The 22,099-nt window shown below is 70.8% G+C and carries 21 protein-coding genes; 13 read left to right on the top strand and 8 right to left on the bottom strand.

Going from position 1 to position 22,099, the window contains the following annotated elements:
- Positions 1 to 299: 299 nt before the first annotated feature.
- Positions 300 to 1,919, top strand: coding sequence for an FAD-binding oxidoreductase (locus tag IE250_RS06810; RefSeq protein WP_189668546.1), 1,620 nt, complete (start codon positions 300 to 302; stop codon positions 1,917 to 1,919).
- A 178-nt stretch (positions 1,920 to 2,097) separates the two neighbouring features.
- Positions 2,098 to 2,787 carry a peptide deformylase gene (def, locus tag IE250_RS06805; protein ID WP_189668545.1) on the top strand — a complete coding sequence of 230 codons (690 nt, stop codon included), beginning with the start codon at positions 2,098 to 2,100 and terminating at the stop codon, positions 2,785 to 2,787.
- A gap of 9 nt (positions 2,788 to 2,796) precedes the next feature.
- Here the strand turns inward: def and IE250_RS06800 are convergent, their stop codons facing one another.
- From IE250_RS06800 to IE250_RS06790, 3 genes are all read right to left on the bottom strand, one after another.
- On the bottom strand, positions 2,797 to 3,375 hold the full coding sequence (locus IE250_RS06800) for an alpha/beta hydrolase family protein (protein ID WP_189668544.1): 579 nt from the start codon (positions 3,373 to 3,375) through the stop codon (positions 2,797 to 2,799).
- A 116-nt stretch (positions 3,376 to 3,491) separates the two neighbouring features.
- A complete protein-coding gene (locus IE250_RS06795) occupies positions 3,492 to 4,187 on the bottom strand; it encodes a hypothetical protein (protein WP_189669196.1) in 696 nt (231 codons plus the stop codon).
- A gap of 178 nt (positions 4,188 to 4,365) precedes the next feature.
- Complete coding sequence (locus IE250_RS06790; protein WP_189668543.1) at positions 4,366 to 4,986, bottom strand: hypothetical protein; 621 nt, start codon at positions 4,984 to 4,986, stop codon at positions 4,366 to 4,368.
- 306 nt (positions 4,987 to 5,292) lie between these two features.
- Between IE250_RS06790 and IE250_RS06785 the strand changes: the two genes are divergently transcribed.
- The gene (locus IE250_RS06785) at positions 5,293 to 7,854 is read left to right on the top strand and encodes an ATP-dependent Clp protease ATP-binding subunit (protein WP_189668542.1); all 2,562 of its coding nucleotides are present in this window, start codon (positions 5,293 to 5,295) and stop codon (positions 7,852 to 7,854) included.
- Positions 7,855 to 8,009: 155 nt separating this feature from the next.
- Here IE250_RS06785 and IE250_RS06780 read toward each other — a convergent pair whose 3' ends face one another.
- On the bottom strand, positions 8,010 to 8,759 hold the full coding sequence (locus tag IE250_RS06780; RefSeq protein WP_189668541.1) for an IclR family transcriptional regulator: 750 nt from the start codon (positions 8,757 to 8,759) through the stop codon (positions 8,010 to 8,012).
- A 69-nt stretch (positions 8,760 to 8,828) separates the two neighbouring features.
- Here IE250_RS06780 and eda point away from each other — a divergent pair, with 69 nt between their 5' ends.
- The 7 genes from eda to IE250_RS06745 all read left to right on the top strand — a co-directional run bounded on the left by eda (position 8,829) and on the right by IE250_RS06745 (position 14,175).
- Positions 8,829 to 9,506, top strand: a complete 678-nt coding sequence (gene eda / locus IE250_RS06775) for a bifunctional 4-hydroxy-2-oxoglutarate aldolase/2-dehydro-3-deoxy-phosphogluconate aldolase (protein ID WP_189668540.1) — start codon at positions 8,829 to 8,831, stop codon at positions 9,504 to 9,506.
- On the top strand, positions 9,506 to 10,606 hold the full coding sequence (locus IE250_RS06770; protein ID WP_189668539.1) for a sugar kinase: 1,101 nt from the start codon (positions 9,506 to 9,508) through the stop codon (positions 10,604 to 10,606). The genes eda and IE250_RS06770 overlap by 1 nt, the downstream gene beginning before the upstream one ends.
- Positions 10,607 to 10,664: 58 nt before the next feature.
- On the top strand, positions 10,665 to 11,657 hold the full coding sequence (locus IE250_RS06765; RefSeq protein WP_189668538.1) for an SDR family oxidoreductase: 993 nt from the start codon (positions 10,665 to 10,667) through the stop codon (positions 11,655 to 11,657).
- A gap of 22 nt (positions 11,658 to 11,679) precedes the next feature.
- Positions 11,680 to 12,387, top strand: a complete 708-nt coding sequence (locus IE250_RS06760; protein WP_189668537.1) for a DUF624 domain-containing protein — start codon at positions 11,680 to 11,682, stop codon at positions 12,385 to 12,387.
- An 87-nt stretch (positions 12,388 to 12,474) separates the two neighbouring features.
- Positions 12,475 to 13,395 carry a hypothetical protein gene (locus IE250_RS06755; RefSeq protein ID WP_189668536.1) on the top strand — a complete coding sequence of 307 codons (921 nt, stop codon included), beginning with the start codon at positions 12,475 to 12,477 and terminating at the stop codon, positions 13,393 to 13,395.
- A 126-nt stretch (positions 13,396 to 13,521) separates the two neighbouring features.
- Entirely contained in the window at positions 13,522 to 13,788 is a 267-nt protein-coding gene (locus IE250_RS06750; RefSeq protein ID WP_189668535.1) for a hypothetical protein, read from the top strand.
- Between the two features lie 48 nt (positions 13,789 to 13,836).
- Positions 13,837 to 14,175, top strand: a complete 339-nt coding sequence (locus IE250_RS06745; protein ID WP_189668534.1) for a YnfA family protein — start codon at positions 13,837 to 13,839, stop codon at positions 14,173 to 14,175.
- Here IE250_RS06745 and IE250_RS06740 read toward each other — a convergent pair.
- Both IE250_RS06740 and IE250_RS06735 read right to left on the bottom strand, forming a co-directional pair.
- On the bottom strand, positions 14,172 to 14,567 hold the full coding sequence (locus IE250_RS06740; protein WP_229872216.1) for a type II toxin-antitoxin system death-on-curing family toxin: 396 nt from the start codon (positions 14,565 to 14,567) through the stop codon (positions 14,172 to 14,174). The genes IE250_RS06745 and IE250_RS06740 overlap by 4 nt on opposite strands.
- A complete protein-coding gene (locus IE250_RS06735; protein WP_189668533.1) occupies positions 14,564 to 14,806 on the bottom strand; it encodes an AbrB/MazE/SpoVT family DNA-binding domain-containing protein in 243 nt (80 codons plus the stop codon). The genes IE250_RS06740 and IE250_RS06735 overlap by 4 nt, the downstream gene beginning before the upstream one ends.
- 172 nt (positions 14,807 to 14,978) lie before the next feature.
- On the opposite strand from IE250_RS06735, the gene IE250_RS06730 reads away from it, so the two are divergent.
- Complete coding sequence (locus tag IE250_RS06730) at positions 14,979 to 15,491, top strand: pyridoxamine 5'-phosphate oxidase family protein (RefSeq protein WP_189668532.1); 513 nt, start codon at positions 14,979 to 14,981, stop codon at positions 15,489 to 15,491.
- A 22-nt stretch (positions 15,492 to 15,513) separates the two neighbouring features.
- On the opposite strand, the gene IE250_RS06725 is transcribed toward IE250_RS06730, so the two are convergent.
- Complete coding sequence (locus IE250_RS06725; RefSeq protein WP_189668531.1) at positions 15,514 to 17,634, bottom strand: alpha-glucuronidase; 2,121 nt, start codon at positions 17,632 to 17,634, stop codon at positions 15,514 to 15,516.
- A 217-nt stretch (positions 17,635 to 17,851) separates the two neighbouring features.
- On the opposite strand from IE250_RS06725, the gene IE250_RS06720 reads away from it, so the two are divergent.
- Positions 17,852 to 18,457: a hypothetical protein gene (locus tag IE250_RS06720; RefSeq protein ID WP_189668530.1), complete on the top strand. Its 606-nt coding sequence runs from the start codon at positions 17,852 to 17,854 to the stop codon at positions 18,455 to 18,457.
- 124 nt (positions 18,458 to 18,581) lie between these two features.
- Here IE250_RS06720 and uxaC read toward each other — a convergent pair whose 3' ends face one another.
- Complete coding sequence (gene uxaC / locus IE250_RS06715) at positions 18,582 to 20,009, bottom strand: glucuronate isomerase (protein ID WP_229872215.1); 1,428 nt, start codon at positions 20,007 to 20,009, stop codon at positions 18,582 to 18,584.
- Positions 20,010 to 20,192: 183 nt separating this feature from the next.
- Here uxaC and IE250_RS06710 point away from each other — a divergent pair, with 183 nt between their 5' ends.
- A complete protein-coding gene (locus IE250_RS06710; protein ID WP_189668528.1) occupies positions 20,193 to 21,686 on the top strand; it encodes a mannitol dehydrogenase family protein in 1,494 nt (497 codons plus the stop codon).
- Positions 21,687 to 22,099: the final 413 nt, after the last annotated feature.

The following is a 22,099-nucleotide window of genomic DNA, read 5'->3' as shown; positions in this document are numbered from 1 at the left end:
CTCCCAGTCGAGGGTGCGCAGCACAGCCGTCCTGTGGAGCATCGCCCCGGTAGACGTGGTGAGCAGCAGCTCGTGCGGCGCCTTGTCGCGCGCGAGGTCGCGGACGATCGAAGGACAGCCATGTCCACGGTGACGCGATCCGGGTGTGGTGCGACCATGCGGGTCAGACTCTGTGAAGACACTGGGACTGCGGTTCTTCGAGTGATACCCGCACAGACGTCTGCATATGCTCACCCAGAGTTCGGCATGACATGACACAAGGACACCGCCGCCCCGCGTGCTGACGGAGGAGAGCTCCCATGGCCAGACCAGCCCCGGCACGCCGGGCACAGCGGGCGCGGCGATGGGTCCTGGGCGCCACTCTGGCTCTTGTCCTCGCCGTCGGCCTCGCCGCGGGGGACCGGTACTCCTCCGCACCGGCGGGACCTCGCGAGTGCACCGCCGAGGTGCGCCCCGTCGCGTTCGGGACCACGGGCACCGACCCCGCCATGCCGCCGTCGCCGCACACCGCCCCGGGCCTGACCCAGATCGGCGGTGTCGTGAACGACGCAAGCTGCCTGAACGAGGTCCCCGTGCACGGCGTCGCACGCCCCGGCAGCGAGGACGACGTCGTCCAGGCGGTCGCGTACGCGCGGGAGAACGACCTGGCGGTATCCGTGTCGGGGACACGGCACGCGATGGGCGGGCAGGCGTCCTACCCGGGCGGCCTCCTGCTCGACATGCGAGGGCTCGACGCCGTGACCGTGGACGCGGAAGCCGGCACGGTGCGGGTGGGAGCGGGTGCCACGTGGCGCAGTGTGCTCGAGACGCTGCATGCCGAGGGCCGGGCCGTCACCGCGATGCCGAGCATCGACATCCTCAGTGTGGGCGGGACGGTGTCGGTGAACGCGCACGGGGTCGACTTCCGGCGCGGTTCGCTCGCGGGGACCGTCCGGTCCCTGCGGCTCGTCACCGCGGACGGCACGGTCCGCGACATCGACCGAGCGAGCGACCCGGAGCTGTTCGGCGCGGTGATCGGCGGCTACGGGTTGTTCGGAGTGATCACCGAGGTCGAGCTGGAGACCGTGCAGGACAGCATGTACCAGCTGGAGCAGCGCGTGATCCCGAGCGGGGACCTCGCGCGGACCTACCTCGAGGAGGTCGTGCCCGACGAGAACGCCCGCCTTATGTACGCCCACCTGTCCACGGCACCGTCGTCCTTTCTCTCCGAGGCCATCCTCTACACGTACAGTGACACCGGAGGGACGCCCGGGAATGTCGCCGAGCCGATCCCGCTGCTGAAGGACACGCAGGACTCCCGTGTGGGGAGGCTCGCCCTGAACCTCGCCAGGCACGGCGGCGTCTTCCAGGAGGCGCGCTGGGCCGCGCAGAAGCATGTGCTGCCGAGCTTCCAGCCCTGCACCCGCTCGCGCAACGCGGCGCTGCGCGACGCCGAGGCCTGCCTGGTGGCCCGGACCCAGGCCACGTACAACGGTCTCGGGCTCCTCAACCACAAGCTGCCGGACCGGACCGACGTCCTGCACGAGTACTTCGTGGAGCCGGACCGGCTCGGCGAGTTCCTCGAAGCCGCTGCGCCCGTGCTGCTTGACCACGACGCCGAGCTGCTGAGCGCGTCCGTCCGGGTGGTGCACCGTGACGAGGTTTTGCTGTCGTACGCGCCGGGCGACCGGCTGTCGGTTGTCCTGTATCTCAGCCAGGACCTGTCCGACGCCGGGAACGCCGACATGGCGGGGCTGACACGGCGGCTGGTGACGCTCACCCTGGAGCACGAGGGCACGTTCTACCTGCCGTACCAGCCGCACTACACGCGCGAGCAGGTGGTGCAGGCTTACCCGACCCTGGACGAGTTCTTCGCGCTGAAGCGGCAGCACGACCCTGAGGAGCTGTTCCGCAACGCCTTCTACACGCGGTTCTCCTGACCGCGGGACGACGCCGGCAGAGGCTGGACCACGCCCGACGGTGCGTGGGCCATCGTCAGGCATGCGCTGCGCGGGCTGGCGCGACCGGCCTAGCCGCGCCGCCGAGCGGGCTGCCTAAGCCCGCCCAGCCGGCCAGTGCCGGGCGTGGAGCGCATGCGTCGAAGGTACCCTCAGTGCCATGGCATGGACCCGCCCCCGACGGCGCAAGCCCGTCACCTACCTGCTCGGAGAGCCGGTCGACGACTACCCCGCCACGGCCCCCGAGGTGGACCGCGGCCGAGTGCTGCGCATCACCGAGATCGGCGAGCCGGTGCTGCACACCCCGGCTCGGACCGTCGAGAAGTTCTCCACCCCGGAGCTCGCCCGGCTGATCGACGACCTGTTCGCCACCATGGAGTCGGCGCAGGGCGTTGGCCTCGCGGCTCCCCAGGTGGGTGTGGACCTGCGGGTCTTCGTGTACGACCTCACGGACGCGTCCGGCGACCGGCACGTGGGGCACGTGGTGAACCCGGTGCTGGAGATGGACCTGGAGGCAGAGCCCGAGACCGAGGAAGAGGGCTGCCTGTCGGTTCCCGGCGCGTACGAGCCGCTCGAACGTCCCGGCGCCGCGACAGTGCGCGGCGTGGACCAGTTCGGCGGGCCGGTGCAGCTGATGGGCACCGGGTACCTGGCGCGCTGCCTCATCCACGAGTCGCAGCACCTCGACGGCACCCTGTACTGGGACCACCTGAGCGAGGACCTGCAGGCCGACGCGCTGGAGCAGCGCGACGAGGAGCGCCCGCACATCATCGCGGAGCGGCGCGAGATAGCGATCGAGCTGGACAAGACCCCGCCGGACTACCCGGAGAAGCCGGCCGGCGGCCGCTGACCAGCCCGCTCACAGCGAGGTGATCCACTCGGCTACGGCCTCCGCCACCGCCGCCTCGCGTGCGGTGCCGCGCATGTCGTGCGCGCCGGACAGCGTCACCGTGGTGACCGGCCCCGGGATCGCCGCGACATGCTCGGCGAGCTCGTCGGGCGTGCCGAACGGGTCCTTGTCGCCGGAAACGAACAGCGTGGGCACCTCGATCCGCCCGAAGTGCTCAACGCGGAGCTTCTCCGGCCGTCCCGGCGGGTGCAGCGGGTAGCTGAGCAGCACCAGGCCCGCGGCGGGCAGGCCCTCCGCCACCGCCATGGAACACATCCGCCCGCCGTACGACCGCCCGCCAAGGAGCAGCTGGTCCGTCCCGATACCGAGCTCCTCCGCCCACGCGGCGGCCTCGCTCCGCAGGTGCGCGACGGCGACCGGGGCGCGGTCCGGCATCCGGCGCCCCTCGAGGCGGTACGGGAAGTCGACGCGGCGTACGGGAAGCGGCGGCTCGGCGTCGGCCAGGGTGCGCTCGACCGTGACGAGCGCCGGGCTGTCACGGCTCGCGCCCGCGCCGGGCGTCAGGAGGAGGCCTGCGGGTGTGGTCACCAGCCCAGTGTGCCTGGGCGCCCCGGCTCAGGCTCTATTGGTATCGCCTGAGCCTGCGGTTTCGCTCCGGGCGCGTGCCTCGTTCCTCGGCCCGCACCCTACGCTGCACCTCCGGCTCAGACGAGGCGGCGCCAGAGCAGCAGCACGCCGCCGGCGGTGAGCACGGCGCCGCCGCCCAGCACGGCGACCCAGCCGAGCGGCGAGATCATCTCGTCACCCTCGGCGTCCGCCCGCACGCGGACCGCCGGCTGATCCTGGAGGTTCTGCAGCAGCGCCGCCTCGGGGGACGTGTGGGACGGCGACGGAGTCGGCGTGCTCGAGGTCGACGGGGACGTCGTCGCGCTGGGCGTAGGGGTCGGTGTCGGGCTCGGCGTAGGGGTCGACGTCGGCGTCACCGCCGCATTGCCCCGAACGGGCGTCGGCTCTTCCGCCGTGGCGGGCCTGGGCTTGTCGTTCTTCTTGGCGGTGGACGTCGGGGTGGGGGTCGATGTCGGCTCGGCGGCCGAGCACGCGGTGCTGTTGCCCGTCTCACGCCAGTTGCTCGAGTCCTCGACCTCGACCCAGACCACGCAGTAGCCGTTCGGGTAGGCCGAGCGGGCCTCCCAGAACCCGGCCCAGCCGCTGTCCTGCTCGTCCTGGGTCAGATTGCGGGAGTACGACCGCTCGGTGTCGGACCCCACGGGCCGGACCACGTAGGCGACCTCGTCGCTCTCGCGGCTGCTCTGGAACGTCACGCCGTCCGCGCTCACCCAGATGTCGTCGCCGCGCGGCTGCTCGTCGGCGGCGGCTCGCTGCCCTACCGCGGTGCTCACCAGGGCAAACGCCGTCAATAGGAGGAGAGCCAGCTGGAACAGGCGACGCGCCGGGGCGCGACATGCCGTCGTCCGCGATGCTGCGGCAGAGGCGGTGGCGCGGATCACAGCGGCGATCCTACCGTCGTGAGGTCAGATTCCGCGGTCGAGGCCGGGTGATGCCGGGGGTGAGACCGGTTCAGAACCGGGGGCCCTCTTCGCCATGGAGGAGGTTGCGGATGGGGCGCGTGACGACGTCGACCCGGTCCACCAGGTCGGCGGGACCGGTGACGACGACGGCGCGGTCGGCGGCCGGGGAATAGACGGCGGTCACTTTGCGCACGGTGACGCGCATGCAGCGCTTGGCCGTGCCGTCGACCCGGAACGGGCGGGTCTCGCACGGGACGTCGTCGACCTCGGCGACTATCGCGCGCATGGCGCTGCGGTAGTCCTGGTAGGACTCGGCGAGGTCCGTCACGTCGGTGATCTCGGGCGGGGCAGCCGGATCGACGTCGGCGTGCAGGGGCGCGACCAGCGCGCCGCTGCAGGCGGCGCGGACGATGTCCTCGATCTGCGCCGGCGTGGCGGCCACGCGGAGGGTCTCGACCTCGACGGTCTCGCCGGAGAACGTGCGGTAGGAGCGCAGGAAGCGCTCCTCGGTGGGGTCCGCGCTGTCGGACACCCCGGTGACTTCCTCCTCGACGAGGTCGAGGCCCCAGGTCAGGGGGTCGTCAACCTCGCCGACGACGCCGGAGAAGCGCGCGAAGCGCGCGACTATCTGTTCCCAGGACTCGGGGGTCGGGCTCGGTTCCTCCGCCATGTGGCCTCCCCGGGGCGGGTGCGCGTCTCACACGAGAGTGCCGGGTGTGCGGGGAGGCGTCAACGACCTCCGGCAGAATCGGCCCGGATTCAGCGGGGACTCGCCGCCCAGAGCCCGTGCCCGGGCGTGTCGTCCCGCGATGGGTCGCTCATTGCCTCTCGAGGGCCTCTGAGTGGTCGACATCGTCACGCCCCTGGCGAACATGGGCATCTACGGGCCCATGGGCGCGTTGTGACCACATAGAGTCGTTGCGGTCAGGCCTGGTACCGCCGGTGCAGGTGTACGCCGCTCGTGAGGGAGCAGCACATGTTCGAGAGATTTACGGATCGCGCCCGTCGGGTCGTCGTCCTCGCCCAGGAAGAGGCGCGGATGCTGAACCACAACTACATCGGCACGGAGCACATCCTGCTCGGCCTCATCCACGAGGGTGAGGGCGTAGCCGCCAAGGCGCTCGAGTCCCTCGGGATCTCGCTCGACGGCGTCCGCACCCAGGTCACCGAGATCATCGGTGAGGGGCAGCAGGCGCCGAGCGGGCACATCCCGTTCACGCCCCGCGCCAAGAAGGTTCTTGAGCTGTCGCTCCGCGAGGCGCTGCAGCTGGGCCACAACTACATCGGCACGGAGCACATCCTGCTCGGTCTCATCCGCGAGGGTGAGGGCGTGGCAGCACAGGTGCTCACCAAGATGGGTGCCGACCTGAACAAGGTGCGCCAGCAGGTCATCCAGCTGCTGAGCGGCTACCAGGGTAAGGAGCCGGTCTCGGCAGGCGGTCCCCAGGAGGGCCAGCCCGCGGGCTCGGCTGTGCTCGACCAGTTCGGCCGCAACCTCACCCAGGCCGCTCGCGAAGGCAAGCTGGACCCGGTCATCGGGCGCACGCAGGAGATCGAGCGGGTCATGCAGGTCCTGTCCCGCCGCACCAAGAACAACCCGGTGCTGATCGGCGAGCCCGGCGTCGGCAAGACGGCGGTCGTCGAGGGCCTGGCGCAGGACATCGTCAAGGGCGATGTCCCGGAGACGCTGAAGGACAAGCAGCTCTACACGCTGGACCTGGGCGCCCTGGTGGCCGGTTCGCGCTACCGCGGTGACTTCGAGGAGCGCCTCAAGAAGGTGCTCAAGGAGATCCGCACGCGTGGTGACATCATCCTGTTCATCGACGAGATCCACACCCTGGTGGGTGCGGGTGCCGCCGAGGGCGCGATCGACGCCGCCTCCATCCTGAAGCCCATGCTGGCTCGCGGTGAGCTGCAGACGATCGGTGCCACCACTCTCGACGAGTACCGCAAGTACGTCGAGAAGGACCCGGCCCTGGAGCGTCGCTTCCAGCCGATCCAGGTGTCCGAGCCGTCGCTCGAGCACGCCATCGAGATCCTCAAGGGTCTGCGCGACCGCTACGAGGCGCACCACCGCGTGTCCATCACGGACTCCGCGCTGGTCTCCGCGGCCACGCTGGCCGACCGGTACATCAACGACCGGTTCCTTCCGGACAAGGCGATCGACCTGATCGACGAGGCCGGCGCTCGCCTCCGCATCCGCCGCATGACGGCGCCGCCGGAGCTCAAGGAGCTCGACGAGAGCATCGCCGAGGCGCGCCGCGAGAAGGAGTCGGCGATCGACGAGCAGGACTTCGAGAAGGCCGCCGGTCTGCGTGACAAGGAGAAGCAGCTCACGCAGGTCCGCGCGGACAAGGAGAAGGCCTGGAAGTCGGGCGACCTCGACACGGTCGCAGAGGTCGACGACGAGCTGATCGCCGAGGTGCTGGCGATGTCCACGGGCATCCCGGTCGTCAAGCTCACCGAGGAGGAGTCCAGCCGCCTGCTCCACATGGAGGAGGAGCTGCACAAGCGGGTCGTCGGCCAGGAGGCAGCGATCAAGGCCCTCTCGCAGGCCATCCGCCGTACGCGGGCCGGCCTCAAGGACCCGAAGCGTCCCGGTGGCTCGTTCATCTTCGCCGGCCCCACGGGTGTCGGTAAGACCGAGCTCGCCAAGGCGCTCGCCGAGTTCCTGTTCGGTGACGACGACGCGCTCATCCAGCTCGACATGTCCGAGTTCTCGGAGAAGCACACGGTCTCGCGGCTGTTCGGCTCCCCGCCCGGATACGTCGGCTACGACGAGGGTGGCCAGCTCACCGAGAAGGTGCGCCGCAAGCCGTTCTCCGTGGTCCTGTTCGACGAGGTGGAGAAGGCGCACGCCGACATCTTCAACTCGCTGCTCCAGGTGCTCGAGGACGGTCGCCTCACGGATTCGCAGGGTCGAGTGGTCGACTTCAAGAACACCGTGATCATCATGACCACCAACCTCGGCACGCGGGATATCGCCAAGGGCCTCCAGACCGGCTTCAACTCCGGCGGCGACCTGGTGACCTCCTACGAGCGCATGAAGGCAAAGGTCAACGACGAGCTCAAGCAGCACTTCCGGCCTGAGTTCCTCAACCGCGTCGACGACACCGTCGTGTTCCCGCAGCTCTCGCAGGACGAGATCATCCAGATCGTCGACCTCGAGATCGCCAAGCTCGACAAGCGCCTGCGTGACCGGGACATGGGCATCGAGCTCACGCCCGTCGCGAAGGGTCTGCTGGCCGAGAAGGGTTACGACCCGGTGCTCGGCGCTCGTCCGCTCAAGCGGGCGATCCAGCGGGAGATCGAGGACACGCTGTCCGAGAAGATCCTGTTCGGCGAGCTCACGGCTGGTCAGCTGGTGATCGTCGACGGCGTGGGCGAGGGCATCCTCGGCGAGTTCACGTTCCGCGGTGTGGAGCGCGACGAGCGTCGTCGTCCGACACCGGCCGAGCCCCAGTCGGTGCCCGCGGGCGCCGGGCTGGTGCCGCGCGACCTGCCGCCGTCGGGCCAGATGGCGGCCGGCGGGGCGTAACCGCCCGGTAGTTCTCCGGACCGACAGCAAAAGGCCCGGTCACCCCCGAAGCGGGGGTGGCCGGGCCTTTCGCATACCCCGGTTTGTTGTGGGCGCGATCGTTGCGCCTAAGACGGACGCATAGTCGCATCGGTCGCGCCCACAACGAAGGGGGGTCAGGGGGTAGTTGTCGGCAGTGTGAGGGGCGGCGGGAGGAGGGCCGGCAGGGTGTCCCGTAGGGCCGCGATCCGCTCGTCGCGTGCCGCGCCGCGCAGCCGCTCGACGGGGGCGGTGATGCTCACCGCGGCGACCGCTCGTCCGGCGCGCAGCAGCGGGACCGCTATGCAGGCGATGCCGGCCTCGTTCTCCTCGGTCTCCCCGGCGACCCCGCTCGTCCGGGCCTCGGCCAGCGCGTCCCGGAGCCGCTGAGGGCTCGTGTCCGTGCCGGCGAACCGGGCGAGCGCGGCGTCGTCAAGCTCCTGGGCCGACAGGAGCGCACGACCCAGCGCCGTCGTCGCGGCCGCGCGCCGCCGTCCGACCGCCGACCAGACGCGGACCGCGCGCTGCGGCTCGACCTTGTCCAGGTAGACCACCTCGCGGCCGGCGAGCACGCCGAGGTGCACCAGCTCGTCGATCTTCTCGCTGAGCGCGGTCAGGGCCGGGCGCAGCAGCGCGGGCAGGTTCTCCTCGGCGAGGTAGGAGCTGCCCAGGGCCAGTGCGGCAGGGCCGAGGCGGTAGGCGCCGTCCGGCGTCTGCTCGGCGTACCCACGATGACGGAGCGCGGCGAGCGTGCGGTGCAGCGTCGGCTTGCTGACGCCGACCGCCTGCGCCAGCGTGGCCAGCGGGGCGCCCGCGGCGCCGAAGCCCGCGAGCGTGTCGAGCGCGAGGAGCGCCTTGTCGACGCTTCCGAGCGGGCTGGCATCCATCGGGCTCCCTCACGTAGCATGCGTTTCGCAGTAAACAATTAGCATTCACCATAGCGAAACGGAGCCCTGATGTCATCCGCGGACAGCACAGTCCTCGAGACCCTCGCCGCCCACCGGCTCGTGCCGGTAGTCGTGGTCGACGGCGCCGACGAGGGCGCCCGCATGGCCGACGCGCTCGTCGCGGGCGGACTCCCCGTCGCCGAGATCACGCTGCGGCTCGCGGGCGGCGTCGACGCCATCCGGGCGGTCGCGAAGAACCAGCCCGACGTCGTCGTCGGCGCGGGCACCGTGACCAGCGCGCAGCAGGTGGACGACGTCGTAGCGGCCGGCGCCCGCTACATCGTGTCCCCGGGGCTGTCGGCCGCCGTCGTGCGGCGCGCGCAGGAGCACGGCATCCCGGTGCTGCCCGGCGTCGCCACGCCGTCGGAGATCATGGCGGCACTCGACCTGGGGATCGACGTCGTCAAGCTGTTCCCGGCGTCCGTCGTCGGCGGGCCGGCCGCGATCAAGGCGTTCTCCGCGCCGTTCCCGGGCCTGCGGTTCGTGCCCACAGGCGGCGTCAGCGCGGCCAACCTCGGCGACTACCTGACGCTGAAGCCGGTCCTGGCCGTCGGCGGCTCCTGGATGGTCGACCGCACGCTCGTCACCGCCGGCGACTGGACCGAGATCACCCGCCGGACCCGCGACGCCGTGGCGCTCGCGGCGCAGATCGACGCCGCCGCCACGATCACCTCGAAGGAGACCTGATGACCTCGCTCAACGTCCGCTCCGCCGCCGAGAGCGCGTACGACGTCGTCGCCCTCGGTGAGGTGATGCTTCGTCTCGACCCGGGCAACCGCCGGGTGCGCACCGCCCGGAGCTTCGACGTGTGGGAGGGCGGCGGCGAGTACAACGTGGCGCGCGGCCTGCGCCGCTGCTTCGGCCTGCGCGGCGCGATCGTGACCGCGCTCGCCGACAACGAGATCGGACGCCTGGTCGAGGACTTCATGCTGACCGGCGGTCTCGACACCCAGTACGTGCAGTGGGTGCCGTACGACGGCATCGGCCGCGAGGTGCGCAACGGCCTCAACTTCACCGAGCGCGGCTTCGGCGCGCGCGGCGCGGTGGGCGTGAGCGACCGCGGCCACACCGCCATCTCGCAGATGCGGCCCGACGACGTCGACTGGGACGCGCTGTTCTCCCGGGGTGTGCGCTGGTTGCACACGGGCGGCATCTTCGCGGCGCTGTCGGAGTCGTCGGCGGACGTGGCCGAGGCAGCGATGGCCGCTGCCCGCCGGCACGGCACGATCGTGTCCTACGACCTGAACTACCGGCCCTCGCTGTGGAAGGGCATCGGTGGGGAGGAGCGCGCGCGGGAGGTCAACCGGCGCCTCGCCCAGCACGTGGACGTGATGATCGGCAACGAGGAGGACTTCACGGCCTCGCTCGGCTTCGAGGTCGAGGGCGTCGACGAGAACCTCACCGACCTGGACACCGGCGCGTTCCGGTCCATGATCGAGACGGCGTCGGAGGCTTACCCGAACTTCCAGGTGATCGCCACCACCCTGCGCGGGGTGCGGTCCGCGTCGCGCAACGACTGGGGCGCGATCGCGTGGTCACGCAAGGAGGGCTTCGCCGAGGCGACGCACCGGGCGGACCTGGAGATCTTCGACCGCGTCGGTGGCGGCGACTCGTTCGCCTCCGGTCTCGCGTACGGGCTCATGGAGCTCGGCTCACTGCAGGAGGCCGTCGAGTACGGCGCCGCGCACGGCGCGCTGGCCATGACGACCCCCGGCGACACCACGATGGTGACCCTCGCCGAGGTGGCGAAGCTGGCCGGCGGAGGCAGCGCGCGCGTACAGCGCTAGCGGCGCCGAACCGCACGATCTCCCGTCGGACGCCGGGCGGGGTGCAAGGATTGGCGCCATGTCCAAGAGCATCCTGTTCATCGGTGGAAGCGGAATCATCAGCCATGCCTCGGTGTCCCGGGCCGCGCGGCTCGGGCACCGGGTGACGGTGCTCAACCGCGGCCTGTCCTCGGCCCGCAAGGTCCCTGCGGGGGTGGAGACGCTGGTCGCGGATGCGAACGACCCCGAGGCAGTGGCCGCGGCGCTGGGCGGCCGTGAGTTCGACGTGGTCGCCCAGTTCCGGGCGTTCAGCCCGCAGCACGTGGCGCGCGACGTCGCCCAGTTCTCCGGCCGGACCGGGCAGTACGTGTTCATCTCGTCGGCGTCGGCGTACCAGACGCCGCCGTCGCGGCTACCCGTCCGGGAGTCCACGCCGCTGCGCAACCCGTTCTGGCAGTACTCGCGCGACAAGATCGCGTGCGAGGACCTGCTGGTGCGTGAGTACCAGGACAACGGGTTCCCCGTGACCATCGTGCGGCCGTCGCACACGTACGACCGCACCCTGCTGCCGACGTCGGGCGCGTGGACCGACGTCGCCCGCATGCGCGCCGGGAAGCCCGTGGTGGTCCACGGCGACGGCACGTCGCTGTGGACGCTGACGCACACCGAGGACTTCGCCGTGGGGTTCGTAGGGCTGCTCGGCCACCCGCTCGCCGTGGGGGACACCTTCCACATCACCGGCACGCACGCGCCCACGTGGGACCAGATCTACACCTGGCTGGCCGAGGCCGCGGGCGTGCGCAGCCCGGACCTGGTGCACGTCGCGTCCGAGACGATCGCCCGCGTGCTGCCCGAGCTCGGCCCAGGCCTGCTCGGCGACAAGGCGCACTCGATGGTCTTCGACATCTCGAAGGTGCGGACGCTCGTGCCCGAGTTCGGCACCACCATCACGTACGACGTCGGCGCGGCGGAGCAGATGTCGTGGTTCGACGCGCACCCCGAGGCGCAGGTGGTCGACGCCGACCTCGACGTAGCCTTCGACCGGCTCGCGGCGCACGCCCGCTCGCTCTGAGCAGCCCGAACGGAGACGCGGCATGAGCCCCGGCGGGCCCGGCGAGGGTGAGCGGCGCGAGCTCGGCGAGGGCATCCTCGGCCGCGCAACGGCCTTCGTCTACTGGCACCTGATCGTCGAGGCGCTGCTCGTGGTCACCGTCCTGCCCGGGGCACTGGCGTCGCTGCTGCTGGAACGCGCGCCGGGCAACGCCCCGCTGTTCGCGCTGTGCCTGGTGCCGATGGGGCCCGCCGTGTCGGCGGGGCTGTACGCGCTCCGCGCGCGGGCGAAGGCCGAGGGGCTCACACCGGCGTCGTCGTTCTGGCACGGATATCGGCTGAACTGGGCGGACGCACTGAAAGTGTGGGCATCCGGGCTCGTCGTGGGTGTCGTGATCATCCTGGGGCTGGCGAACGTCGGCGCCGGTGGAGTGCCCGGTTGGTACGCGGGCGCGCTGGTCGTGGTGGCGGCCGGCCTGGTCCTGTGGATGGTGAACGCCCTGGTGATCGTGTCGTTCTTCGGGTTCCGGACCCGGGACGCGGCCCGGCTCGCTGCGCACTTCCTGGGGGCGCGGCCGCTCGTCACGCTGGGCACTCTCTCGCTGCTGGTGCTCGCTGCCGGCATCGTCGTGCTGACCACGGAGGCGGTGTTCGGCCTGCTCGCGGTGGTCTGGCTCGCCCTGGTGCTGCGCAACGCGCGGCCCCTGATGGCCGACATCGAGGAGCGGTTCACGGACTCGGGCACGGGCTGACGGGCCGGGCGAAGGCTCGGGCGTTCGCGGCGACCGTACGGCGGGGCAACATTGTCCGATCTGGGCCGATTGCGCCACAGTGAGCGCATGGCTATCAAGCAGGGGGACCCGGTACGGCTGACCTATCGCTATCTGCGAGTGGCGATCGTGGCGGTGGTGCTGGTGCTGTTCGTGTCGCTGACCATGCAGATCATCACCGACCACGGGCGGCTCGCATCGGGCGAGGAGTGGTGGCACTCGTCGATCAGTGCGTACTTCTACTCGCCGGTGCAGAGCATCTTCGTGGGCACGCTGGTGGGCATCGGGACGTGCCTCATCGCGATCAAGGGCCGGCGCGGCGCCGAGGAGGTGCTGCTCAACTTCGCGGGCATGTTCGCGTTCGTCGTGGCGCTCGTCCCGACGCCGCTCGACTCCGAGATGTGCACCAGTGAGCCCTACTGCCTCGACGTGCCCGAACGGGTCGGCAACAACATCGGGACGCTGCTCCTGGTGGGTGGCCTGGTCCTGCTGCTCTCGACCTGGCCCCGCCGCTACGACCTCGGCAGCGCCGAGGGACTGGACCTGTGGCTCACCTGGCTGACGTGGGCGGCCACAGGGGTGTGGCTCCTGGTGTGGCCGGCGAGCTTCCTGGAGGTGGCGCACTACACCGCGGCGCTCCTGCTGTTCGCCTGCCTCGTCGCCGTCGCCTGGATCAACGCCTCCGACCCCGCGGTGACCGCCCAGGCGCTCGAACGGCTGCGCGGCATGTCGGCCGCGGCCTACCGGGTCTGGTACCGGTGGATAGCCGTGGTGTTGGCCACGGTGATGGTGGCGGGCCTCGTCACGATGTTCGTGCTCGACCGGTACTTCCCGGTGCTGTTCCCGCAGACGCTGTTCGTCGTCGAGACCGTGATGATGCTGGTCTTCGTCCTCTTCTGGGTGCTGCAGACCATCCAGTTCTGGGATATCGGCCTGCCGGCGGGCGCCCGGGTCCAGGACCTGAAGCGGGCGGGGGACACGCCGCTGTAGCCCGCCGAAGCGTCGCCGACGTTCTTGGTGCGAGCCAGACGTAGGCGCCGTAGTGTCGAGGGGCGGCGGCATGGTGGTCTCCGCGGTCACGCCGCCGCACCACCTTCGGCCCTGAGGGGAGCGAGCATGAGCGAGCACGCGAGCGAGAACGAGCGGAAGCACGTCGTACCGGGCAGCGGCAGCCCCGGGCGGCCCGTTGATCCCGTTCCGGACGACGTCACACAGGCCACGCAGGCCCACCCCGGGTCACCCTCTGTTCCCTCGTCGGACGACGACGTGGACGAGGACGTGGACCGCCCGACGAAGGACCCGGCAGGCGAGAAGGCGATTCCCGGCGAGTATCCCGAGGACAACCCCGACCGGGAGGGCGAGGACCGGTTCGACGCCGGCTGAGGTCCGACGGCTGATCTTCGAGCGGGCTCGGAGGTCTACCGTCGTGGCATGGTGACCCGCTCGATCATCCTGTTCATCACCGCGGCCGTGTTCGAGATCGGCGGCGCCTGGCTCGTGTGGCAGGGCGTCCGCGAGCACAGGGGCTGGCTCTGGGTAGGTGCGGGTGTGATCGCCCTGGGCTTGTACGGGTTCTTCGCCACCCTCCAGCCCGACGCCCACTTCGGCCGCATCCTCGCGGCCTACGGCGGTGTCTTCGTGGCGGGCTCCCTGGTCTGGGGCATGGCCGTCGACGGCTTCCGGCCGGACCGCTGGGACGTCGCCGGGGCACTCATCTGCCTGGCCGGGGTCGCGGTCATCATGTACGCCCCGCGGGCGGCCGACGGTTAGACGTCGGCTTCGGGCGCCTGGTCGAACATCGACTCCAGCTTGTCGGCGATCCAGTCCAGCTCTGGGTGGTCGGACGCAACCTTCAGCACCAGCGCCTCATGCTCCTCCACCGTGCCGGCCAGCGTCGGGTAGCCGTTCACGCGATACGTCGCAGCGACGACGATCCACGCAAGTCGCTTGTTGCCATCGACGAGTGGGTGGTTCCGGTTTACCGAATCGAGCGTGGCCGCCATCTTGAGGTGGATGCCAGGGTAGAGCTCCTGACCGTACGAGGTCATGCTCGCGCGTGCCAACGACGACTCGTGGAGTCCGAGGTCGCGGACCATGGGCTTGATCCCTTCCGCGACCTCGAACATCCGCAGCGCGATGTGCGCCGGGACGAGGTGCGTCACTGTGCGAGCCGGTTGAGGAGCTCTCGGTCACGCTTGCCGACATAGTCGGCCGCGGCGAGCCAGTCCTCGGCCGTGGGGCGGGTGTCCTCCGCCGGTCGTCCGAGCTCGACCTTGGAAATCACCACCGCACCGTCGACGACGGTGAAGTTGAGGGCGTCACCGACGCGCAGGCCAGCGGCCTCGGCGATGTCCTTGGGGACTGTCACCTGGTTCTTGGGCCGAAGAGTCAGGATCGTCATGGCAGCCTCCGGATGAGAAATTCCTACTATCCAACTATCCCACCCTCGGGACAGTTCCGATACCCGCCGTAGCCGCGCAGTCGAGACCGGCCCAAGGGGGACCCGTGCGATGACTTCCCGGTGCGCTCCCGGTCGGACACCGTAAGGCAACACGACCCTGAGGAGCGCGATCATGAAGGACCCGGTGACCACACTCGATGCCCGGTTCAGCGACACCGACGCCGAGCCGACCAGCTGGGACGCGACCCAGGAGGTGCTCGAGAACGCCCAGATCACCTGGCTGACCACCGTGCGCGCCGATGGGCGCCCGCACGTCACGCCGCTCGTCGCCGTCTGGCTCGATGGCGCGCTGCACTTCGCGACCGGCCCTGAGGAGCAGAAGGCCGTCAACCTCGCGGCCAACCCGAACGTCGTGCTGACCACGGGCAACAACACGTGGGACGAGGGGCTGGACGTGGTGGTCGAGGGCCCGGCCACCAGGGTCACCGACCCGGAGGCGCTGGAGCGGCTCGCGGCGGCATGGCGCACCAAGTGGGACGGCCGGTGGCAGTTCGAGTGGGGCGAGGACGTGTTCCGCAACGACATCGGCGGGCCTGCGCTCGTGTTCGCCGTGGACCCGACCAAGGTGCTGGCCTTCGGCAAGGGCACTTTCAGCCACACCCGGCACGTGCCGCGGCGCGCATGAACAGTCGACGGCACCGGGCCGATCAGTAGATCGTGCGTCCCCGCTCGTCAGGGATGCCCGACTTCCGCAGGAAGTAGGTGTTCACCTGGTCGCGCCACTCGGTGGCGCTGCGGAGCTGCTCGGCGAACCGTTCGGAGATCCGTTCGGAGACCCGCGGGTCCACGAGCGTCGACACCTTGGACCACTCGCCGATCATCTCCTCCACCCTGGACACGCCCTCGAAGTGGGTGTCGTAGATGTGCTGGATCACGGACTTGCCGCTGTGCAGCACGTGCGTGTACGGCACGTGGTGGAAGAACAGGAGCAGCTCGTCGGGGCACGTCGAAAGCGACTCGTAGGTGGCCGACCACGGCGAGGGGTACTGCCCCGCGTACCCGGTTCCCGTGCGCACGGTCCGGTCCACGCCGATGCCGTCCCGGTCCGCGAAGTGGTACGTGCCCCACGGGGTGTACTCGTAGCCGTCGACGTCGGGCCCGTAGTGGTGGCCCGGGCGCACCATGAAGCCGACGCCGAGCGGCGCCGTGTACTGCTCGTACGTCTCCCACGACCGGTCCAGCACCGCACGCACGGCCTCCCCGACGGCGTCGGGCGCACCCGGGAAGGTGAGTCCCACCCACTCGTCGAGCAGGGCGCCCGGGTCGAGCGTCGGGTCCCAGCACAGCCGCCCGTACGCGTAGAGGTTGGCCTGGGCGAACGGGTGCCCGGTCCAGAACTCGTCGTCGCCCACGTTGGAGACGGCGGCGAACCCGCCGGCGGGCTTGCGCCACCTGCCGGTGCCTGGGTCGTTCGCGGCCTTGCCGCGGCCGGTGGCGAGGTCGGCCACGGTGGGCGAGCCACCGCCCACGCCGTCGGGCTCCCAGAAGCGGAACCCGAGAAGCTGGCTCCACTGCTGCCCGAGGTACACGGCGTGCTGCTGCTGGCCGGTGTACTCCTGGGTGACCTGGAGCTCCAGGGCTACCCGCGTGTGCGGCATCGCCGCCAGGACGGGGGAGAGCGGTTCGCGCACCTGGAAGTCGAGCGGGCCGTACTTGACCTGCACGACCACGTTCTCGGAGAAAGCGCCGTCCAGCGGGTGGAAGTGGTCGTACGCGGCGCGGGCGCGGTCGGTCGACCGGTCGCGCCAGTCCTGGCGGTGGTCGTAGACGAATGCCCGCCAGTGGACCAGGCCCTCGTACGGCTCGACGGCGGCGGCCAGCATGTTCGCGCCGTCGGCGTGGGTGCGGCCGTAGGCGAACGGGCCGGGCTGGCCCTCGGAGTCCGCCTTGACCACGAACCCGCCGAAGTCCGGGATCGCGTCCCAGACGCGCGCGGCGGCCCGCACCCACCAGTGTGCGACGTCCTGGTCGAGCGGGTCCGAGGTGTCGAGGCCGCCGAGCGTGACGGGGGAGGCGAACGACACCGACAGGTGCACCCGGATGCCCCACCGCCGGAAGACGGCGGCCACGCGGACGACGTCGCCCAGGTCGTCGGTCAGCAGGCGCGCCTCGTGCTCGTGCACATTCACGTTGTTGATCGCCACGCGGTTGATCCCGACGGCGGCCAGCAGCCGCGCGTATCGCTCGACGCGCGACAGGTCGGCGCGGACGAAACCGTTGTCGTAGAAGATCGAGCCGCCGGAGTACCCACGTTCGACCTGCCCCATCGTGGGGTGCACGTCGACGTTGTCCCAGTGGTCGAGCATCCGCAGGTCCGTGGCCGGGGCATGCGTCTCGTCGGTGTCCGGCCCGTCGAAGGCCGTCTCGCCCAGGCGCACCACGTGGAACAGCCCGTGCAGCAGCCCGGCATCGGTCCCCGCCTGCACGACGACGGCGCCCGCCTCACGCATGAACCGGAAGCTCTCGTCGATCCCGGAGACTTCGGCGGCAGCGCCGCTGCCGGCCGAGGCATCGCGCGTCGAGACCTCGATGGTCTCGACCGGCTCGACCAGTGACGGCGCAAGCGTCAGCACCAGCTCGGCATCGGACACGCCGTCGCCCACGTCGAGGCGCGAGAACGCCCCGCCGAACCGCGCGGTCGCCGCCGCCACCTCTTCGGCGATGGTGGCCGTGAGTGCGCCGTCGCCGGCCACCACTACCCGGCGACTGCCGATCGCAGCGAACGCGTCGTCGGGCAGCCAGGCCGCGTGGGGTGCTACACCAGTCATGGACCGTCCCGTCCGGCTTGCGGTTGATGGGCAGGTTTGCGGAGCGTACTTACCCTAGCGCCGACGGCACGTGCCAGACGCGCGATGATCGGTCAGACCGACGAGGCGTGCCCACCAAGGTGACTGCACCTTCGACCAGGGATGGGAGCGTGTGCGGGTGACGGGATATGGGGCGCCCTCCAGGGGGAATGGGCATGCGGCAGGGCTGGCTGCGGCGATGGGTGTCGTGGTGTTCACGCTCACCGGCTGCGGGCTGGGCGAGCCGGTGGTGCACGGGGACGACCGAAAGCACCCGCTGCGGGTGCTGGTGGGGGCTGGGGGCGGCAACCTTGACATCCCGGACGGTGTTCGGCCGGGTGATCCATGGACGGCGTCGTTCGGAGGGTTCACGCCCTGTGTCATGACCGGAGAAGGGCCGCTGACGATCACGGACGTGACGTGGGCGGCCGACCCCGGGCTTGAACCGACCTCGGTCGAGACGTACGTCGTCACCTCCGATGGGGCAACGTTCGCGCCGTACCCTGCAATTATCGGCTCGCCGACGGAGCCGGTGTCTCCTGAGTCATGGGGGGAGATCGAGAAGCTTGAGATCCGAGAGGACGTCGTGGGATACGAGGCCACGATCCCGTGCGCCCGGTTCGGCCACCGTACGGATCCGGTCGACGAGTTCTACCTCACCCTGACTACGGACGGTGGCGGAGTGATGGTGCGTGACCTCCGCTTCCACTACCAGACGCCGGAGGGGAAGGAACTCATCCTCCAGTCAGAGTGGGACATGGGCATGTGCGGCCCCGAGATGCCCGAGGAGGAGTGCCCACCGTGAACCAGCGAGCTCCTGGTAGAGAGTGGGGCATCCAGCCCCGTCGCTCTCTACCAGGAGCTCTGGTGTGTCAGCGTTGCGGAAGCCAAGGCCGTTGCCGCCGGTCAGTCTTCCGATCGCGCACGCCTCATCTGGCCGCGTAGGCCGCCTTCGGCAGGTGGTAGGCCAGGTCAGCGGCCGTGTCCACGGCCTCGTCCAGGTCGAGCCGGTGCTCCGCCACCAGCCGGGCGAGGTAGCCGGCGTCGACCCGGCGGGCAAGGTCGTGGCGGGCGGGGATCGAGCAGAACGCGCGGGTGTCGTCGACGAAGCCCGACATGTTCGAGAACCCGGCGGTCTCCGTGGCGGCCTCCCGGAACCGGCGCATCGCGTCCGGCGCGTCCAGGAACCACCAGGGCGCGCCCAGCCGCAGCGCCGGGTACACGCCGGCCAGCGGCGCGAGCTCGCGCGAGTACACGTCCTCGTCCACGGTGAAGGCGATCATCCGGAAGCTCTCCGAGTTCCCGAACGCCTCCAGCACCGGCCGCAGGCCGTGCGCAAACTCTGTGACGACGGGGATGTCGTACCCCTTGTCGGGCCCGAACGTGGCGGCGACGGCGGGGTCGTGGTCGCGCAGCACGCCGGGGTGGAACTGCATGACCAGGCCGTCCTCGGCGGACATCGCTGCCATCTGGAACAGCATGTGGGCGGAGAACGCCGCCTCCTCCGCCATGCTGATCCCAGAGCCGTCCGCGCCGCGCAGCGCCTTCTCGAAGAGGGTGCGCGCGGCGTCGTCGGGCAGCGGGGTGGTGTCCGCGCTGAGGTGGCCGTGGTCCGTGGCGAGGCCGCCCGCCGCGACGAACGCGGCGCGGCGATCGCGGAGCGCCGCCAGGTAGCCCGCGTAGGTGTCAGTCGCGATGCCCGACGCCGTCGCGAGCCGCTCCAGGTCTTCCCGCCAGCTCGGCCGGGCCGGGTGCAGCAGCGGGTCCGGGCGGAACGTCGGCAGCACCCGGCCCGGCAGCTCCGCGGCGAGGCGGGCGTGCGCGTCGAGCGTGCTCCAGGCGGGGTCGGTGGTGCCGATGGTCTCGATGCCGAACCGGTCCAGCAGCGCGCGCGGGCGGAATGCGGGGTCGGCGAGGCACTCGGCGATCTGGTCGTAGACCTGGTCCGCCGTGTCGGCCGAGGGGCGCACCGTCACGCCGAAGATCTCGACGAGCTCATGCTCCATCCAGTACCGCGTGGGCGTGCCGCGGAAGTGCTTCCAGCCCGCGCAGAAGCGCCGGAAGATCTCGCGCGGGTCGCGCTCGAACCCGGGACCGTTGGCCGGTCCCACGCCCAGCTCGGGGAGCTTCGCACCCTGCGACACGAGCATCCGCGTCAGGTAGTGGTCGGGGACCACGAGGAGCTGGGCGGGGTCGGGGAACGGCTCGTCGTCGGCGAACGCGGCGACGTCGACGTGGCCGTGCATCGACACGATCGGTAGGTCCCGCACCGCCAGGTAGATCTCACGGGCGATAGGGCGCGTCACGGAGTCGGCGGGCAGCGCCCGGTCGGGGTGCAGCGTCCAGGTGTCGGTCACAGGGTCCTCCTGAGGCATCGTTGCCGGGTCGGGTAAGCGGTTTCTCATCCTAGGGGGTGCCGGGTATCCTCGCCGCGACGATGCTTGTGCTCGTCAGGACCGCGACGATGCTCGTCATGCTGGTGGCAGCGCTGCGGTTCATGAACCCGACGCAGCTCGTGGCACAGGTTAAGGAGACACGCGATGACTGAGGACCGCCTGCACCGGGACCGCGTCCCGGTAGGCATCGACGCACCCGTGATGCCGACGGCGGTGGGGGTGGTCCACCTCGGCATCGGTGCGTTCCACCGGGCGCACCAGGCGGTGTACACGGAACGCGCGGCGATCGCCACCGGCGACACCTCCTGGGGAATCCTCGGCGTGACCCAGCGGTCCGCGACGGTCCGCGACCAGCTGCGGCCCCAGGGCGGGGTGTACGCGGTGCTGACCGCCGGCGAGCAGGAGTCCTCGATCGAGCTGATCGGGTCCGTGGTCGACGTCGCCTACCCCGCCGAGGAGACCGAGCGGGTGCTGGCGGCGCTCGCGGCGCCCTCCACGCACGTGATCACCCTGACGATCACGGAAAAGGGCTACGCCCGAACCCCCGCCGGCTCCCTGGACGTGGACGCGGTGGCCGAGGACCTGGCGGCGCTGCGGTCCGACCGCCAGGCGAGCGAGCCGGTCCGGCCGGCGACATCGGCCATCGGCCTGCTCGTGCGGGGCCTCGCGGCGCGCGCGGCCTCCGCGGCACCGGTCACCGTCCTGACCTGCGACAACATGGTGGACAACGGCCGCGTTCTCGAGCGCCTCGTGCGGCATGCGGCGGACGCCGGCCTCCCCGGTCCCGAGGGCGACGTCCTGCGCGCGTTCCTCGACGCGCGTGTCACTTTCCCGTGCTCCATGGTCGACCGGATAGTGCCGGCGACTACCGCGGAGCAGCGCGACCACGTCGGGCAGGCGCTCGGCGCGCGCGACGAAGGGCTCGTGGTGGGCGAGCCGTTCGCGCAGTGGGTGATCGAGGACCGGTTCGCCGGGCCACGACCCGCGTGGGAGGCTGCGGGCGCGACGCTGACGAGGGACGTGGCGCCGTTCGAGCAGGCCAAGCTGCGCCTGCTCAACGGGACGCACTCGCTGGTCGCGTACGCGGGGTGGCTCGCGGGACACACCACGATCGCGGAAGCCGTGACCGACCCGGTGATCGCCGAGCGCGCCCGGCAGTATCTCTTCGAGGACGCGCTGCCGACGCTGACCCCGCCCGAAGGGCTCGACCTGCACCAGTACGGCGAGAAGATCCTGTCCCGGTTCGCCAACCCGCACACCGGGCACACCACGGGCCAGGTGGCGATGGACGGCACGCAGAAGATCCCGTACCGGTGGGGTGGCGTCCTCGCGGACGCGCTGGCCGCGGGCTGGGAGCCCCAGGGCGTTGCGTTCGGCCTGGCGGCGTGGGCGGAGTTCGTCCGACGCCGGACGCGGTCCGGTGAGGGTATCGACGACCCGCGGGCCGAGGAGCTGGCGGCGCTGGTCCTCGCCGCGGAGGTGCCGGGCGGTGCCGATGGCCTGGGCGATGTCGAGGGACTGGCCGGTGCCGAGGAGGACATCCGGGCGCTGCTCGCGCTGCCGGGGCTGCTGCCCGCCGGAACCCCGGAGAGCTTCGTGGACGCCGTGGCCGCCGAGATCGAGGCAGTGCTGCTCTGAGGGGCCGGGGTGGCAGGGGGCCGCGCCGCGCTGTGGCGCTGCTCTGAGTTCGGCGCTGCCCTGAGTTCGGTCGGTGGCGCCGCACCGAACTCACTGTGGCTCACCATCAGTGGACCGAACTCACTGCGGCTCACCCTCGGCAGCGCTTCCCGCGGCCCAGCGTGCCCGGGAAACAGCTCTCCCTACGAGGTCGTCCACCCGGTCTGTCGGCCAACCCCGCCCTGGCAACGGGGAACCGGTTTCTCTGAGCTATTGACCTGGTTGCGGGGGTCTGTCACCCTCGATTGCGGGCGAAAAGTCCCTTGTTGCCTGAAACGTTTCATGGGTCCGACGGCGTTGTCGGCCGCCCTCGAGCGCACCCCGTCGAGGGCTCCTCCGGTGCGCCGCCGAGCGCCCGCGCGACGCTCCGGCGA

Source organism: Promicromonospora soli, assembly GCF_014653785.1.
Classification (GTDB): Bacteria; Actinomycetota; Actinomycetes; order Actinomycetales; family Cellulomonadaceae; genus Promicromonospora; species Promicromonospora soli.
This window is presented reverse-complemented; position numbering and strand designations above follow the sequence as displayed.

Coding starts and splice junctions, on each gene's coding strand:
- IE250_RS06810 (WP_189668546.1), top strand. CDS start 300: ATGGCCAGACCAGCCCCGGCACGCCGGGCACAGCGGGCGCGGCGATGG.
- def (WP_189668545.1), top strand. CDS start 2,098: ATGGCATGGACCCGCCCCCGACGGCGCAAGCCCGTCACCTACCTGCTC.
- IE250_RS06790 (WP_189668543.1), bottom strand. CDS start 4,986: ATGGCGGAGGAACCGAGCCCGACCCCCGAGTCCTGGGAACAGATAGTC.
- IE250_RS06785 (WP_189668542.1), top strand. CDS start 5,293: ATGTTCGAGAGATTTACGGATCGCGCCCGTCGGGTCGTCGTCCTCGCC.
- IE250_RS06780 (WP_189668541.1), bottom strand. CDS start 8,759: ATGGATGCCAGCCCGCTCGGAAGCGTCGACAAGGCGCTCCTCGCGCTC.
- eda (WP_189668540.1), top strand. CDS start 8,829: ATGTCATCCGCGGACAGCACAGTCCTCGAGACCCTCGCCGCCCACCGG.
- IE250_RS06770 (WP_189668539.1), top strand. CDS start 9,506: ATGACCTCGCTCAACGTCCGCTCCGCCGCCGAGAGCGCGTACGACGTC.
- IE250_RS06765 (WP_189668538.1), top strand. CDS start 10,665: ATGTCCAAGAGCATCCTGTTCATCGGTGGAAGCGGAATCATCAGCCAT.
- IE250_RS06760 (WP_189668537.1), top strand. CDS start 11,680: ATGAGCCCCGGCGGGCCCGGCGAGGGTGAGCGGCGCGAGCTCGGCGAG.
- IE250_RS06755 (WP_189668536.1), top strand. CDS start 12,475: ATGGCTATCAAGCAGGGGGACCCGGTACGGCTGACCTATCGCTATCTG.
- IE250_RS06750 (WP_189668535.1), top strand. CDS start 13,522: ATGAGCGAGCACGCGAGCGAGAACGAGCGGAAGCACGTCGTACCGGGC.
- IE250_RS06745 (WP_189668534.1), top strand. CDS start 13,837: ATGGTGACCCGCTCGATCATCCTGTTCATCACCGCGGCCGTGTTCGAG.
- IE250_RS06735 (WP_189668533.1), bottom strand. CDS start 14,806: ATGACGATCCTGACTCTTCGGCCCAAGAACCAGGTGACAGTCCCCAAG.
- IE250_RS06730 (WP_189668532.1), top strand. CDS start 14,979: ATGAAGGACCCGGTGACCACACTCGATGCCCGGTTCAGCGACACCGAC.
- IE250_RS06725 (WP_189668531.1), bottom strand. CDS start 17,634: ATGACTGGTGTAGCACCCCACGCGGCCTGGCTGCCCGACGACGCGTTC.
- IE250_RS06720 (WP_189668530.1), top strand. CDS start 17,852: ATGGGTGTCGTGGTGTTCACGCTCACCGGCTGCGGGCTGGGCGAGCCG.
- IE250_RS06710 (WP_189668528.1), top strand. CDS start 20,193: ATGACTGAGGACCGCCTGCACCGGGACCGCGTCCCGGTAGGCATCGAC.